Source organism: Erwinia aeris, from assembly GCF_041224955.1.
GTDB classification, from domain to species: domain Bacteria; phylum Pseudomonadota; class Gammaproteobacteria; order Enterobacterales; family Enterobacteriaceae; genus Erwinia; species Erwinia aeris.
In genome coordinates this window covers 133,408-149,068 of record NZ_JBGFFX010000012.1, presented here as the reverse complement: position 1 = coordinate 149,068, position 15,661 = coordinate 133,408, and the positions used below count along the sequence as shown (strand labels likewise).

At 58.8% G+C, this 15,661-nt stretch carries 13 protein-coding genes; 9 read left to right on the top strand and 4 right to left on the bottom strand.

What is annotated here, in order from left to right:
* A complete protein-coding gene (locus AB6T85_RS18400; protein ID WP_369896338.1) occupies positions 1-354 on the top strand; it encodes a DUF4810 domain-containing protein in 354 nt (117 codons plus the stop codon).
* Entirely contained in the window at positions 354-1,001 is a 648-nt protein-coding gene (locus AB6T85_RS18395; RefSeq protein ID WP_301252291.1) for a DUF799 domain-containing protein, read from the top strand. The genes AB6T85_RS18400 and AB6T85_RS18395 overlap by 1 nt, the downstream gene beginning before the upstream one ends.
* A gap of 199 nt (positions 1,002-1,200) precedes the next feature.
* On the opposite strand, the gene AB6T85_RS18390 is transcribed toward AB6T85_RS18395, so the two are convergent.
* Both AB6T85_RS18390 and AB6T85_RS18385 read right to left on the bottom strand, forming a co-directional pair.
* The gene (locus AB6T85_RS18390) at positions 1,201-1,671 is read right to left on the bottom strand and encodes a DMT family transporter (RefSeq protein WP_253461091.1); all 471 of its coding nucleotides are present in this window, start codon (positions 1,669-1,671) and stop codon (positions 1,201-1,203) included.
* A gap of 7 nt (positions 1,672-1,678) precedes the next feature.
* The gene (locus tag AB6T85_RS18385) at positions 1,679-2,113 is read right to left on the bottom strand and encodes a DMT family transporter (protein WP_253455097.1); all 435 of its coding nucleotides are present in this window, start codon (positions 2,111-2,113) and stop codon (positions 1,679-1,681) included.
* 98 nt (positions 2,114-2,211) lie between these two features.
* Between AB6T85_RS18385 and AB6T85_RS18380 the strand changes: the two genes are divergently transcribed.
* Entirely contained in the window at positions 2,212-3,168 is a 957-nt protein-coding gene (locus AB6T85_RS18380) for a LysR family transcriptional regulator (protein WP_301252292.1), read from the top strand.
* On the opposite strand, the gene AB6T85_RS18375 is transcribed toward AB6T85_RS18380, so the two are convergent.
* Complete coding sequence (locus AB6T85_RS18375; RefSeq protein WP_369896337.1) at positions 3,141-6,809, bottom strand: SbcC/MukB-like Walker B domain-containing protein; 3,669 nt, start codon at positions 6,807-6,809, stop codon at positions 3,141-3,143. The genes AB6T85_RS18380 and AB6T85_RS18375 overlap by 28 nt on opposite strands.
* Positions 6,806-8,014, bottom strand: coding sequence for an exonuclease subunit SbcD (sbcD, locus tag AB6T85_RS18370; RefSeq protein WP_253455092.1), 1,209 nt, complete (start codon positions 8,012-8,014; stop codon positions 6,806-6,808). The genes AB6T85_RS18375 and sbcD overlap by 4 nt, the downstream gene beginning before the upstream one ends.
* A 198-nt stretch (positions 8,015-8,212) precedes the next feature.
* On the opposite strand from sbcD, the gene phoB reads away from it, so the two are divergent.
* The 6 genes from phoB (at position 8,213) to proY (ending at position 15,586) form a co-directional block, all read left to right on the top strand.
* A complete protein-coding gene (gene phoB / locus AB6T85_RS18365) occupies positions 8,213-8,902 on the top strand; it encodes a phosphate response regulator transcription factor PhoB (RefSeq protein ID WP_125288383.1) in 690 nt (229 codons plus the stop codon).
* 23 nt (positions 8,903-8,925) lie between these two features.
* Positions 8,926-10,239 (top strand): phosphate regulon sensor histidine kinase PhoR, encoded by a 1,314-nt coding sequence (gene phoR / locus AB6T85_RS18360; RefSeq protein ID WP_253455091.1) that lies wholly within the window; start codon positions 8,926-8,928, stop codon positions 10,237-10,239.
* 16 nt (positions 10,240-10,255) lie between these two features.
* Complete coding sequence (locus AB6T85_RS18355) at positions 10,256-11,179, top strand: PstS family phosphate ABC transporter substrate-binding protein (RefSeq protein ID WP_253455089.1); 924 nt, start codon at positions 10,256-10,258, stop codon at positions 11,177-11,179.
* Positions 11,180-11,354: 175 nt separating this feature from the next.
* Positions 11,355-12,458: a cobalamin-independent methionine synthase II family protein gene (locus tag AB6T85_RS18350; protein WP_253455088.1), complete on the top strand. Its 1,104-nt coding sequence runs from the start codon at positions 11,355-11,357 to the stop codon at positions 12,456-12,458.
* Between the two features lie 382 nt (positions 12,459-12,840).
* Positions 12,841-14,163 carry a branched-chain amino acid transport system II carrier protein gene (gene brnQ, locus AB6T85_RS18345; RefSeq protein ID WP_253455086.1) on the top strand — a complete coding sequence of 441 codons (1,323 nt, stop codon included), beginning with the start codon at positions 12,841-12,843 and terminating at the stop codon, positions 14,161-14,163.
* A 67-nt stretch (positions 14,164-14,230) separates the two neighbouring features.
* Positions 14,231-15,586 carry a proline-specific permease ProY gene (proY, locus tag AB6T85_RS18340; protein WP_301252297.1) on the top strand — a complete coding sequence of 452 codons (1,356 nt, stop codon included), beginning with the start codon at positions 14,231-14,233 and terminating at the stop codon, positions 15,584-15,586.
* Positions 15,587-15,661: the final 75 nt, after the last annotated feature.

Genomic DNA, 15,661 nt, shown 5'->3' with positions numbered 1-15,661 from the left:
ATGCGAGTAATAAAATATACCGCAGCGGTTGCCACGGCACTGCTGTTAACCGCCTGCGCGCAGAAAAAAGAAAATATCTATTACTGGGGCGACTACCAGAATTCGCTTTACAGCTTTTATCAAAACGGCAGCGCGCCGGAAAAAGAAATCGCTACGCTGAATAAAGTGATTGAAGAGGTGAAAGCTAAAAATAAACCGGTGGCACCGGGCCTGCACGCGCAGCTGGGATTACTTTATGTTAACGCTGGCCAGCCCGATTTAGCTTTCCAACAGTTTACCGCCGAGAAAACGGCTTTTCCTGAGTCCGCTTCTTATATGGATTTCCTGATGCGTAATAAGCAGGGAGCAAAATAATGAAAAAGCTTTTCGCCTTTACCGCTCTGCTGGCCGTTATCACGCTGACCGGCTGTGCAAAAAAAACGCCGCATGACTACAGCGCGTTTCGCGCCAGCAAGCCCGCTTCCATTCTGGTACTGCCTGCGGAAAACCACACAACGGATATCGCGGCGGCGCACAGCCTTACTTCGCTGGTCACCCAGCCGCTGGCGGAATCCGGCTATTACGTTTTCCCCGTGGCGGTGGTTGAGGAAACCTTTAAGCAGAACGGTCTGAACAACGCCACGGATATTCGCAGCGTTTCCACCACTAAGCTGCACGATATTTTTAACGCCGACGCGGCGCTGTATATTGATATCAACACCTACGGCACTAAATACCTGATCGTGGACAGCGAAACGCGCGTGACCGCTTCGGCAAAACTGGTGGATTTACGCAGCGGCAAGCAGATCTGGAGCGGGTCGGCGACGGCCTCCGATAATGAGAGCAGCAACAACAATCAGTCCGCGCTGGGGATGCTGATCGCCGCCGCCGTGCACCAGATCGCCAGCAACGTCTCGGATAAAGCCCATGATGTCGCGGCCATTACCAGCGCCCGCCTGCTGACGGCTGGCGACGACGGTGCGCTTCTGCCAGGCCCGCGCGCTAAGGCCGGGAAGATCTGACGGTTTACCGTCTGGCTAAGTAAAACGGTGAAATTTGATGGTTTGCCGTCTGGTTAAGCAAAACGGTGAAATTTGATGGTTCACCATCTGGCTAAGTAAAACGGTAAAATCTGATGGTTTACCGTTTGGCGAAGGTAAAACGGCCCGGCTCGCATTCACGCGTGCCGGGCCGTTGCTTTTTCACGTTGCAGGGCGTTAGTCAGTCGCGCCCGACGGCCGCCGCGTTTTTACTGCGGTTGCTGGCGTAGATAAAGAACAGGGCGATGCCGAGACAAACAATAGCGCCCAGACGACTGGCCGAAAACGACACGGCCGCGTTGCCCAGCCAGCCAAAATTATCAATCAGCATACTCATCGCTAGCTGGCCGAAGATCACCGCCACCGTGGCGACCGCCGTCCCGATACGCTGTACCGCCAGCACCATAATCACAATGTAGGGAACGCCGCACAGCGCGCCCAGCAGCTGCCACTTCGGCACGTCAAGCAGGCTGACCGCCTGCTTCGGTTCAAAGAAAAAGATCAGCAGAGCCGTAATCAGCGCGCCGACGGAAAACGTCAGAAAGGCGCAGCGGAACACGCCCACTTTACTGCCCAATTGGCCGTTGATCGCGGCCTGAATGCTCAGCATCGCGCCGCCAGCCACTGCCAGAATAATCATCAAAATCGTTATCATTGTTTTACCCCCTTGCCACCAATACCAGCGCGACGACAATAAATAGCAGCGCGATCAGGCGCTTGCCGTCCGTTTTTCTTTGCGGCGTGCCCAGCAGGCCGAAGTGATCGATGATCAGGCTTTTAAACACCTGCCCGGCAAGAATGCCGATCATGGTCATCGCGACGCCGATGGTCGGCGTGGCAACGGTAAGGATAACCACGTAAATCGGCCCCAGTACGCCGCCCAGCAGCTGCCAGCCGGGCTGGGCAAAAAACGACGGGCTGTTGCGCGGGCTGAAAAAAAGCATCAGCAGAAAGGTCAGCGCGGCGCCAACACCGAAAATACTGAAGGTTGCCCACAGGTCGCCCACTTCTCCGCCCAGCGGCCCTAACAGGCCTGCCTCTACGGACAGGCCCATACCGCCGGCAATAACCAGGACAATCAATAAAAGTTGCATAGCAAAATTTCCCCGTTAATCAGGCGCGGAAGGTTACAGCGGTCGAGAGATGATAGAAATGCTATAGTGCGGTAAACACTTTTGCAGGAAATGCATTAATGCCGGGTCTGGAATCGGTCAATCTGCGCGCGATAAAACTCTTTATTGCGGTTTACGATGCGCAAAACTTCTCGGCGGTAGCCAGACGTGAGGGCATCTCCGCCTCTCAGGTGTCGCGCGTGATCCATCAGCTGGAGGATTCGCTGGGCCAGCAGCTTTTTTATCGCAATACCCGCGCGATAGCGCCCACGGAAAGCGGGCGGCTATTTATCGATTATGCGCGCGGCATAACCGGCAATATGGAGGAGGCGCGCAGAACGCTGCACGAAAGAACGCTGGCGCCTTCTGGTCTGGTACGGATTAACGCGCCAATCTACTTTGGCCAGCGGCACGTCGCGCCTGGCCTCGCGGCATTAGCCGAACGCTATCCGCAGCTGACCATCGAGATGATGCAAACCGATGACTATATCGATCCGCATAAAGAACCGGCTGATGTGATCTTTCGTATCGGCGCGCTGACCGATTCTTCTTTTCACGCCCGCGTATTCGGCACGCAATACTATTATCTGGCCGCTTCGCCTGAGTATGTGCGTAAGCATGGCGCGCTTGTCCATCCCGACGAACTGCATCGCCACCGCTGTCTGGTTTACCGCGGTTCGTCCGGCCCGAACCGCTGGTTTTTCCGCCAGCCGGGCAGGGAGTGGATCCACTATCCCGTGTCGCCGCTGCTGGCGTCAAACCATGCGGAAACGCTGCTGGTCGCCGCGCTGGGGGGCATGGGGCTGCTGCTCTATCCGGACTGGCTGATCGGCGACAGACTGCAAACGGGCGAGCTGGTCAGGCTGCTGCCGGATTTTGCTGCCGCTATCACTACCGAGCCGCAGCATATCGCTGCGATTTACCCCCATACGCGGCATCCTCCTCTTAACGTCAGGGCGGTCATCGACCATTTTGTTGAGGCTTTCGGCTCGCCGCTTTACTGGCAGATTCAGCCCGGCACTTCCAGTCGGCTGTAACCCAGTCCGTTGATTTTGCGCACCTTGATCTGCACCGGGATACGCTCTTTCATCGCTTCCACATGGCTGATTACGCCAATGGTTTTACCGCTGGCGTTCAGCGCATCCAGCGCATCCAGCGCGCCGTCCAGGGTGGCGGCATCCAGCGTACCGAAGCCTTCGTCCAGAAACAGCGATTCGATCTGCGTTTTATGGCTGACCAGATCCGAGAGCGCCAGCGCCAGCGCCAGGCTCACCAGAAAACTTTCGCCGCCGGAAAGGGTGCGCGTATCGCGCAGCGCGTCCGCCTGCCAGGTATCCACGACCTGCAGCTCCAGCGCCTCCTGCGATTTGCGCTGGAGCAAATAGCGGCCGTGCAGGCGGTTTAGCTGGTTGTTCGCCAGCCAGACAAGATGATCCAGCGTCAGGCCCTGGGCGAATTTGCGGAACTTATCGCCTTCCTTCGAGCCGATAAGCTGATTGAGATAGCTCCAGTCTTCAACCTGGCGCGTTTCCTGCTCAATGGTCGCCAGCAGGTTTTTTTGCTGCTCGCGGCGGGCCGCGTCGCTGCTGAGCTGCTGTCGCGTCTCGCCCTGTTGACGGGCGTTTTCTTTCAGCTGTTGCGAGAGGCTTTCCACGGCGGCGTGCAGCGCAGAAGGATCTTCCGGCAGATCCTGCGGCTTTTCCGGCAGCGCCGTCAGGGTTTTTTCTGCCTGAGCCAGCAGGATCGCTGCCTGCTGGCGTCGCTGCTCGTGCGTTTTCTGTAGCGCCTGCAGCTGCCGCAGCCGATCTTCATCCAGCAGCGCCGCCGTAAAGGCCGCCTCGCTGCTGAAGTCGCTGGCTTCCAGCGCCGCGCTAAAGGCCTGCTGCGCCTGTTCCAGCCTGTGCGTCAGCACGGTCAGCTGCTCGTCCAGCGAATTATGCTGTCCGGTCAGGGTATTTAACTGGTTCTGCCGCTGCTGCCACTGCTGCTGTAGCTGCTGGCCGCGCTCAAGATGCTGCTGCGACAGCGCGCGCAGCTGCTGCTGCACCTCGGCCGCCACCTTGTCGCCAAACAGCTGTCGCCGCTGGTCGCGCAGGACGGCCAGCGCCTGTTGACCGGCCTGGCTGCGCTGCTCGCGCTGGATCAGCTGCGCCTGTTCACGCGCGATCTCTTCCTGCAACGCCTGCTGCTGCGCGGCCAGCGCGGTCAGCTGCGAAGCCGAAGCCGTCAGCGACTGCGCAACAGTGTTCCACGCATCCCACTCTTTCTGTCGTTCATGCAGCCAGTTTTCGGTTTCCTCCGCCGGCGGCAGCATCAGATCCCGTTCGGCCAGCGCAGCGCGCAGGCTGTCATGCTGCTGCTGCGCCTGCTGCTGCTGCTGGGCGAGCGACTGCTCCAGCTCTTCCTGCGTTCTGACAGAAGTAAGCAGTTGCTGACCTGCCAGCTCCTGCTGCTGCTTCATCTCGCTGAGCGCTTTCTGCATTTCCGCCAGCCGATCTTTCTGCTGCTGAAGCTGGCGGGCGCGCTGCTGCAAATCCAGCAGCTGCGTCTGCGTTTCGCTTTCCTGGCGTTCCTGAGCGGTCAGCCAGTCGCTGGTCTGTTGCAGATCGTCCGGCGAAGCGCTCAGACCCAGCGCCTGCGCCGTGCTCTGCCACTGTTCGCGCAGGCGCGCCGCTTCGCTGTCGCTTTCCGTCAGCTCACGCTGCAGCTTTTCCAGCTGCGCCTGCAGGCTTTTCACCTGTTCGCCTCTGGCGGTGCCGCGATCCTTCAGCTGGTCGACTTCCAGCCTTAAGGCGGCAAGGCGCTGCTGGTTTTCAGAAAGCTCAAGCGCCTGATAGTCGGCGACGGCGGGATGCTGGCAGGAGCCGCACAGCGGGCAGGGCTGTTCCGGCTCCAGCCGGGCGCGATACTGCTCCAGATCGGCGATGCGCTGCTCCAGCTCGCAGCGTTTTTCCAGGTCCTGCAAATGCTGCCGCTTCTCTTTCCAGCCGCTGCGCAGGTTTTGCAGATCGGCCTGCGCCTGCTGGAGCTGCTGCTGCAACGCGGTGCGATCGTTGTGCTGGCTTTGGCTTCGCTGCATCAGCGGCGGCCACTGCGAGGCGATCAGCGCCAGGCGTTGCCGCTGCGGCCGCTGCTGCTGTAGCCTGGTCAGCGAGGCCTGTAGCTGCTCTTCGGAACGCTGCTGCCGCTGGCTGGTTAACGCCGCTTCGGCTTCCGCGACCTGTTTTTGCTGCGCTTCAAGCTGAGCCTGCTGCGGCTGCGCCTGCTGTTCCGCCTGGGCAATCTGCTGCCGTAGTCGGCTGACCGCCTGCTGCTGTTCGTGGATACGCTGGCGCAGCGCGGCCAGCGCCTGTTCGCTTTGCTGCCGCTGTTCGAAGCGCGCGCGCCACAGCGGCAGCGATTCTCCCCAGTGGGCAAAATGGGCGTGCTGCTGCTGCCAGCGCTGCTGCTCCTGCTGGCGGGCCGCGTTTTCCTTGTGCTGGTTTTGGGCCTGATGCAGCGCGGCCTGGCGCGCGTTAAGATGAAGTTGGTAATCGCTTACTTCTTTTTCCAGCGCCTGGTTCTGTTGGGCCAGCGTGTCGATACGGTTATCCAGCGGCAGCAGCTGTTCGGCGATCAGCGTCTCCTGCTGCTGCCTGTCGTTTTCGTGCTGCTGCCGGGCCGCCTCCGCCTTTTTCAGCTCGTCGGCCAGCTCGTCCAGCTGCTGTTGAGCCTGCTGGCGCTGCGTATTGATGTGCTGCTGCTGCTCAGCGAGCGCGAGCCGATCCTGCCGATGCTGATTGCGCAGTAGCCACTGAGGGCGCAGCTTTTCCGCCGGTTCGGCCTGTTGCAGCCGGTTCAGCTGCGGCATCGCTTCCTGCCAGGCCGCTTCCACCTCCTGCTGCCCGGCGACGGCCGCTTCTTTTGCCTGTAGCGCCGTCTGGTACTGCTGGTGCCAGTGCACCAGCTGCTGCCGATGCTGAAGCTGCGAAGTGAGCGCCTGCTCCTCTGCCAGCAGCCGGGCTGACTGTAACGTAAGTTGTTGAACCTGTTCATTATCCAGCAGCGCCATCCCGGCGGCCTGCGCCCGCAGATTCTCCAGCGCGCCACGGGCGTTTTTATGCCGCTCAAAAACGCTGGCGGAAAGGCGACCGTAGATTTCCGTGCCGGTCAGCTCCTCCAGCAGCTCGGCGCGGCTGTTGGCGTCGGCGTTAAGAAAGGCGGCAAACTGTCCCTGCGAGAGCATCATCGACTTGGTGAAGCGCTCAAAATCCAGCCCGGTCAGCTCGGTCAGCATCTCCAGCTTGTCTTTTACCTTGTCGGCGACGATTTTGTTATTGTCGCAGCGGGCCAGCTCGACGCGCGGTGCCTGAAGATTGCCGTCTACGGCACCGCGTGCGCGGTTCTGGCTCCAGAACGCCCGCCAGGCGACGCCTTTTACTTCAAACTCCACCTCGGCCAGGCATTCTGAGGTATCCCGCGTCATCAGGTCGTTCTGTGACTGCGACAGCTTACCCAGCCGCGACGTTTCGTGATAAAGCGCCAGGCAGATGGCATCCAGCAGCGTGGTTTTGCCCGCGCCGGTCGGGCCGGTAATGGCGAACAGCCCGTTGCTGGCGAACGGTTCGGCGGTAAAGTCAATTTTCCATTCGCCTTTCAACGAGTTGAGGTTTTTAAACCTTAGCGTCAGGATCTTCATGATGGCTCCTCCATGTCCGCCAGCGTCTGGCTGAACAGCAGCGTGGCGCGCGCGATGCGCTCCGGCTCTTCTTCTTCGGCGGCCAGACGGCGCTGAAAGACTTCCTCCACACTCAGCTCGCTCAGGGTTTCGTTGTTCTGCCGGCTGATAATGCTGTCGCGCTGCTCGCGGCTGCGGCGCAGCAGCACCACCTCGACCGGCAGGCTTTCCGTCAGTTCCTGGATACGCCGCTGGAGGTCGTTGAGCCAGGTTTGCGTGGCGATTTCGATATCCAGCCAGACTTTCTGCCCCGTTTCCGGCGGCTGGATCTCGCGCAGCTGGCGCTCGATCTCTTCCAGCGAGCCTTTAATCATCTGCATGGGCTGAAAGAGCGGCACCGTCAGCGGCATGACCTGCTGTAGCTGGCCGTCGGCGAAATCGACCAGGAACACGCTTTTATCGCGTCCCAGCTCGTCAAAGCTGAGCGGAATGGGCGAGCCGCTGTAGCGAATATGATCCGTATCGGCGATGCGCTGCGCGCGGTGAATATGGCCCAGCGCGATATAATCCGCAGGGGGAAAGGCCTGGGCGGGAAAAGCGTCCAGCGTGCCGATATAGATGTCGCGTACGGCGTCGCTTTTGGTGACGCCCATTGTGGTCAGATGGCCGGTGGCAATAATGGGCAGCGGCAGCTCGCCGCGTATTTGCACCGCTGCCGCGTAGCTGCGCTGATAGTGGTGAGTAATCGCTTCCAGCAGCGTCTGCTGTTTTTCCCGTCCCGACTGACCCGCTTTGCTGACGGTAATATCGCGGGGGCGTAAAAAAGGAATAGCGCAGAGCACCGCGCCGGGCTGACCGTCCCGCTGGTTCAGCATCAGCACCTGATCGGCCGGATCCTCGCTGGCGGCGGCAATCACCCGCGTATTCAGACAGGCCAGCAGCTCGCGCGATTCGTTCAGCATGGCGACGGAGTCGTGGTTGCCCGCCAGAATAATCAGCTGGCAGCCGGTCTGATGCAGCCTGACCACAAAGCGATTGTACAGCTCGCGCGCGTAGCTGGGCGGCGAGCCGGTATCAAACACGTCGCCCGCGACGATCACGGCATCGACCTGATGTTGCTCAACCTGTCCGACCAGCCATGTCAGAAAAGCGTCATGCTCCGGCGCCCGGCTTTTGGTGTAAAAAAACTGGCCCAGATGCCAGTCGGCGGTATGAATAAGTCGCATAGCGTCCCTTCAGTGTCAGGTAAGCGAAACGCCGATTATAAACGCCTGGCCAAAAAACCTCAGCTACGCATTTCCATCCTGCTGAAAGTGTTATAAAACTGATGATTAGCCGGCGCTTTTTTCATAAAAGTGTCATAAATCTGACGCATAATGACGCCGCATATCCAGTGACATTCCGTCACAAACGCAGGAGCAATAATGGCTAAGCGCATTCTGGTGGTCGAAGATGAAGCCCCAATCCGTGAGATGTTGTGTTTTGTGCTGGAGCAAAATGACTATCAGCCGATAGAAGCGGAAGATTATGACAGCGCCATTAATCTGTTGATTGAGCCGTGGCCCGATTTGATCCTGCTGGACTGGATGCTGCCCGGCGGCACCGGTATTCAGTTTATCCGCCATCTGAAGCGCGAGGCGATGACCCGCGATATTCCGGTGATGATGCTGACCGCGCGCGGCGAAGAGGAAGACCGCGTGCGCGGGCTGGAAGTGGGCGCGGACGACTATATTATCAAGCCTTTTTCGCCCAAAGAGCTGGTGGCCCGCATCAAAGCGGTGATGCGCCGTATTTCGCCCATGGCGGTGGAAGAGGTGATTGAAATTCAGGGCCTGAGCCTGGATCCCTCCTCGCACCGCGTGATGTCGGCAACGCAGCCGCTGGAGATGGGGCCGACGGAATATAAGCTGCTGCATTTCTTTATGACGCACCCCGAGCGCGTCTACAGCCGCGAGCAGTTGCTTAATAACGTCTGGGGCACTAACGTGTACGTGGAAGATCGTACTGTAGACGTGCATATTCGCCGTCTGCGTAAGGCACTTGAACTGACCGGGCACGATCGTATGGTGCAGACAGTGCGCGGAACGGGTTACCGCTTCTCTGCGCGTTACTGATTGTCCCCACTGGAGTTTTCATCGTGCTGGAACGCCTCTCCTGGAAGAGATTGCTGCTTGAGCTGCTGCTCGCCTGCCTGCCAGCGCTGATTGTCGGTCTGCTGGTCGGCGGGCTGCCGTGGTGGCTGCTGCTGGCCGTACTGGCCGTGCTGGGCTGGCATTTTGCTAACCTGCTTCGTCTTTCCCACTGGCTGTGGATCGACCGCAGCATCACGCCGCCAACCGGACGCGGCAGCTGGGAACCGCTTTTTTACGGCCTTTACCAGATGCAGGCGCGCAACCGTCGTCGGCGGCGAGAGCTGGGCCATCTGATTAAACGCTTTCGCAGCGGCGCGGAATCCTTGCCGGATGCGCTGGTGCTGACCACGGAAGAGGGCACGATTTTCTGGTGCAACGGTCTGGCGCAGCAGCTGCTGGGGCTGCGCTGGCCGGAAGACAACGGCCAAAATATCTTAAACCTGCTGCGCTATCCTGAATTTACCCTCTATCTGCGCCAGCGCGATTTCTCGCGGCCGCTGACGCTGGTGCTGAACAGCCATCGCCATCTTGAGTTCCGCGTGATGCCCTATAGCGAAGGCCAGTGGCTGCTGGTGGCGCGCGACGTGACGCAAATGCATCAGCTGGAAGGCGCGCGGCGCAACTTTTTCGCCAACGTCAGCCATGAGCTGCGCACGCCGCTTACCGTGCTTCAGGGCTACCTGGAGATGATGAGCGACGCGGTGCTGGAAGGCCCGTCGCGCAATAAGGCGCTGCATACCATGCAGGAACAAACCCGCCGCATGGATGCCCTGGTTAAACAGCTGCTGACGCTGTCGCGGATCGAAGCCGCGCCCGCGCTTGATTTGCAGGAAAAAGTCGATGTGCCGCTGATGCTGCGGCTGCTCCAGCGCGAGGCGGAAACGCTCAGCCAGGGGCGGCACGAAATCCACTTTTCCGCCGATCCGCAGCTGCGGGTATTCGGTAACGATGAGCAGCTGCGCAGCGCCATTTCCAATCTCGTCTATAACGCCGTCAACCATACGCCGGACGGCACGCGCATCACCGTCAGCTGGCAAAAGACGTCGCACGGCGCGCAGTTTAAGGTCTGCGACAACGGGCCGGGCATCGCCGCCGAGCATATTCCTCGCCTGACCGAACGTTTTTATCGCGTCGATAAGGCGCGCTCGCGGCAGACCGGCGGCAGCGGGCTGGGGCTGGCTATCGTCAAACACGCGCTCAGCCATCACCATGCCCGTCTGGAAATTACCAGCCAGCCGGGTAAAGAAACCTGTTTCTGCTTCTCGCTGCCTGCAAGGTTGATCGTCAACAACGAACTGGCTCAGAATGCGGTTCACTGAGCTGGCGGATAAAAAAATGAAAAAGTGGTTTTTGGCGCTGCTGCTGCTGTGCGGCACGGCAACAGGCGCGAACGAAGGGATGCTGGCGGGCAACCTCAGCAGCGTGGGTTCGGATACGCTCGGCACGCTGATGGCGCTGTGGGGGGAGAGCTTTAACCGCCACTATCCGGGCGTTAACGTACAGATTCAGGCTGCGGGATCGTCGACGGCGCCGACCGCGCTGGCGGCGGGCGCCGCACAGCTTGGCGCGATGAGTCGCCCCATGCAGGCGGTGGAGCGCCAGCTGTTCGAGAACCGCTACGGCTATGCGCCGCTGGCCGTGCCGGTGGCGATGGACGCGCTGGTGGTGGTGGTCAATCAGGATAATCCGCTACAGGGCATCAACGCTCAGCAGCTCGACGCTATTTTCTCCGTAACCCGCCGCTGCGGCGCGACGTTTGCCGTACGCAACTGGGGCGATCTTCAGCTTAAGCAGCAGCAATGGGCGCAGCGGCCTGTGCAGCGCTTTGGCCGCAATTCCGCTTCCGGCACCTGGGGGTTCTTCCGCCAGCAGGCGCTGTGCAACGGCGATTTTCGTAACGACGTGGGCGAATATCCCGGTTCCGCTGCGGTGATCCAGGCGGTGGCAAGCACGCTGAACGGTATCGGCTACGCCAGCATGGGCGCGCATATGACCGGGGTAAAAACGCTGCCAGTCGCCCTTGACGGCGATCGCGAGATTGCGCCTTCGGTAGAGAATATTCGCAGCGGCCGCTATCCCTACGCGCGTCCGCTCTATATCTATGTCAACAAAGCGCCGGGCCAGCCGCTGGAGCCGCTGACAAAGGCTTTTTTACGGCAGGCGCTGTCGGCGCAGGGCCAGGCGCTGGTCACCCAGGCGGGCTATCTGCCGCTGTCGGACGATCAGCTGAAGAAGGCCAGAGCAATGGTGGAGGGGTAAGCACCATCAACATGAATTTTTTTCATGGGTAATGAAATTTCCTCGTTTGCCGCTGAATCTTTCTCATGACATTCTTGCATTCAGCCATTTAGACATCCAGATGTCTCAGGATAACAAACAGTAACTATTTCACCATGAAATTATGCGCCGCTGCGCAGGCCAGGAGTGACCGATCATGCAAAGAGATTCAGCCCAATACCGCGCCGAAGTTGTAGGAAGTTTTCTGCGTCCTGCCGTTATCAAGCAGGCCCGCGAGCAGTTTCAGGCCGGGGAAATCGACGCCGCCGCCCTGCGCCAGATCGAAGACAAAGCGATCCGCGAGGTGGTAGAGCACCAGCGCGCCAGCGGCCTGAAAGTAGTCACCGACGGCGAGTTCCGCCGCGCGTGGTGGCACTTCGATTTCTTTGACGGCCTGGACGGCGTGGAGCGCTATGAAGCGGAGCAGGGCATTCAGTTCAACGGCGTGCAGACCAAAGCGCGCGGTGTGAAGGTCACCGGCAAGCTGGGCTTCGGCAACCATCCGATGCTGGAAGATTTCCGTTTCCTGAAAAGCATCAGCGGCGACGCTATCCCTAAAATGACTATCCCAAGCCCAAGCGTGCTGCACTTTCGCGGCGGCCGTAAAGTGATTGACGCTAATGTCTATCCCGATCTGAAGGATTACTTCAACGATCTGGCGCTGACTTACCGCGATGCGATTAAAGGTTTTTATGACGCTGGCTGCCGCTATTTGCAGCTGGACGATACCGTCTGGGCTTATCTGTGTTCGGAAGATCAAAAGCGTCAAATCCGCGAGCGCGGCGACGATCCTGAAGAGCTGGCGAACATCTATGCTCAGGTGCTGAATAAAGCGCTGGAAGGCAAGCCGGACGATATGACCGTGGGCCTGCATGTTTGCCGTGGTAACTTCCGCTCGACCTGGATTTCCGAAGGCGGCTATGAGCCGGTCGCGGAAATTCTGTTCGGCACCGTGAATATCGACGCCTTCTTCCTGGAGTACGACAACGAGCGTTCTGGCGGGTTTGAGCCGCTGCGCTTTATCAAACCGGGCAAACAGCAGGTGGTACTGGGTCTGGTAACGACCAAAACTGGCGAATTGGAAGATCCGGAAACGGTGAAGAAGCGCATCGCGGAAGCGGCGCAGTTCGTCAGCCTGGATCAAATCTGCCTCAGCCCGCAGTGCGGCTTTGCTTCTACGGAAGAGGGCAACAGCCTGACCGAAGCGCAGCAGTGGGCCAAGCTGCGCCTGGTGGTGGATATCGCTAAACAGGTCTGGTAAGCCGGGCAAAAGATGCAAAAGGCGCGTTTATACGCGCCTTTTGTGCATCCATTGGCAAAATAATGCAGAAAATAACGCCGGGAAGTTCAAAAAAAATACAAATCATGTAAGGCATCTCGCCTGTAATCTGAAGTGATTATCTGGCTTAAGCAATTTCTACGCTATATCACTCTGCTTTCTCGATCCCGTATTGCCTTTCTCCGCTATAAACGTTTTACTTACCGCCGTTTTATTTATCTCCCTGTATAAAAGATCATAAATAGCGCAAACGCGCCGGTATTTCTGTCAGGCAGTTATCCGCCGTGGCAAAAGATCGGGCGCTGAAAGCGCACGGGGAAACAGAACCGACATCGCGATTTCACTCAACATCAGTACGGGCCTTATGACAAATCGTTTAACTTCTAAAGACATCCTCGCGCTGGGCTTTATGACATTCGCCCTGTTTGTGGGTGCCGGTAACATTATTTTCCCGCCGATGGTGGGTATTCAGTCCGGGGAACACGTCTGGATCGCCGCGCTTGGCTTTTTGCTGACCGCCGTCGGCCTGCCGGTTATCACCGTTGTCGCGCTGGCGCGCGTGGGGGGCGGTATCGATGCGCTCAGCTCGCCGATTGGCAAAGCGGCGGGCATCGTGCTGGCCACCGTCTGCTATCTGGCCGTCGGCCCGCTGTTCGCCACGCCGCGCACCGCGACCGTCTCTTTTGAAGTGGGTATTGCGCCGATGACCGGCGACAGCCCGCTGCCGCTGTTTATTTACAGCCTGGTCTATTTCGCGCTGGTCATTGGTATCTCCCTTTATCCGGGCAAGCTGCTGGATACCGTCGGGCATATCCTGGCACCGCTGAAGATCGTGGCGCTGGCCGTACTGGGCATCGCCGCGCTGATCTGGCCAGCGGGCGGCCTGGCACCGGCTACCGAGGCTTATCAGCATGGCGCTTTCTCCAGCGGCTTTATTAACGGCTATCTGACGATGGATACGCTGGGCGCGCTGGTGTTTGGCATCGTTATCGTTAACGCGGCGCGTTCTCGCGGCGTCAGCGAAGCCGGTCTGCTGACGCGCTATACCATTATCGCGGGCCTGATCGCCGGGGTTGGTTTGACGCTGGTTTACCTTGCTCTGTTTAAACTGGGTTCCGACAGCGCCTCTATAGTCGATCAGAACGCCAACGGCGCTGCTATTCTGCACGCCTATGTGCAGCATACTTTCGGCGACCTGGGTAGCCTGTTCCTGGCGGCGCTGATTTTTGTTGCCTGTATGGTGACGGCGGTTGGCCTGACCTGCGCCTGTGCCGAGTTCTTCCAGCAGTATCTGCCGCTGACCTATCGCCAGCTGGTATTTATTCTGGGCCTGTTCTCGATGCTGGTGTCCAACCTGGGGCTGAGCCAGCTGATCCAGTTCTCTATACCCGTGCTGACGGCTATCTATCCGCCTTGCATCGTGCTGATTTTGCTGAGCTTTACGCTGCGCTGGTGGAACAAGAGTACGCGTATTATCGCACCGACCATGCTGGTGAGCCTGATTTTCGGCGTTATCGACGCTATCAAAACCACCGGTTTTAAGGATGCGTTGCCTGCATTTACGGCCAATCTGCCGCTGGCCGAGCAGGGCCTGGCCTGGCTGCCGCCTTCGCTGGCAATACTGGTCGTCGTGGCCATCTGCGATCGCGTTATGGGACGCGCGCAGGTGAATGCGCACCAGCAGTAAAAGTGTGATACCTTCTCCTGCCCGATCTCCGGCAGGAGAAGTTGACAGAGTTTAAGCAGAATGAAAGATGAAAAATAATACGCTCAAAAAGGGACTGAGTACCCGCCACATCCGCTTTATGGCGCTCGGTTCGGCCATCGGCACGGGTCTGTTTTACGGTTCGGCTGACGCAATGAAAATGGCCGGGCCAAGCGTGATCCTCGCCTATATTATCGGCGGCGCTATCGCCTATATCATCATGCGCGCGCTGGGCGAAATGTCGGTGAACAACCCGCAGGCCAGCTCGTTCTCCCGCTATGCTCAGGATTATCTTGGCCCGCTGGCTGGCTATATCACCGGCTGGACCTACTGCTTTGAAATTCTGATCGTCGCCATTGCCGACGTAACCGCTTTCGGCATCTATATGGGCGTCTGGTTCCCTGACGTGCCGCACTGGGTATGGGTGCTGAGCGTGGTGCTGATTATCGGCGCGATTAACCTGGCCACGGTAAGAGTGTTTGGCGAGGTGGAATTCTGGCTGTCGCTGTTCAAGGTCGCCACCATCATTATTATGATCGTGGCGGGCATCGGTATTATTTTCTGGGGCATCGGCAACGGCGGCCAGCCTACCGGCATCAGCAATTTATGGACCAACGGCGGCTTCTTTGCGCACGGCGTTATCGGCATGGTGCTGTCGTTGCAAATCGTGATGTTCGCCTACGGCGGTATTGAGATTATCGGTATCACCGCCGGCGAAGCGAAAGATCCCGCCACGTCGATCCCACGTGCGATTAACACGGTGCCGCTGCGTATCCTGGTGTTTTATGTCGGCACGCTGTTTGTGATTATGTCCATCTATCCCTGGAACCAGGTTGGCACCAACGGTAGCCCGTTCGTCCTCACTTTCCAGCATATGGGCATAGCCGCTGCGGCAGCCATTCTGAACTTTGTGGTGATTACGGCTTCGCTTTCGGCGATTAACAGCGATGTTTTCGGCGTTGGCCGGATGCTGCACGGTATGGCGGAGCAGGGCCATGCGCCTAAAATTTTCGCCACCGTCTCACGCCGTGGTATTCCGTGGATCACCGTGCTGGTGATGATGTTAGCGATGCTGATTGCGGTATACCTGAACTACCTGATGCCGGAGAAAGTCTTCCTGGTGATTGCCTCGCTGGCGACGTTTGCCACCGTCTGGGTATGGATTATGATCCTTTTCGCCCAGATCGGCTTCCGCCGCACGCTGACGCCCGCGCAGGCGAAAGAGCTGAAGTTCGCCATGCCTGGCGGGATATTCACGGCCATCGTCGGTATCCTGTTCCTGTTCTTTATTATCGGCCTGATTGGCTACTTCCCGGATACCCGCGTATCGCTTTACGTCGGTATTGGCTGGATAGCCCTGCTGCTGATCAGCTGGACGCTGGTGAAGAAAAGAATCAAGGCGTAGGCCGGAAAGCGAACAGCATTTCTGCCTGCCATCCTGAAAAAGCCTGAGTCCGGCAGCACGCCCGGCTCAGGTTTT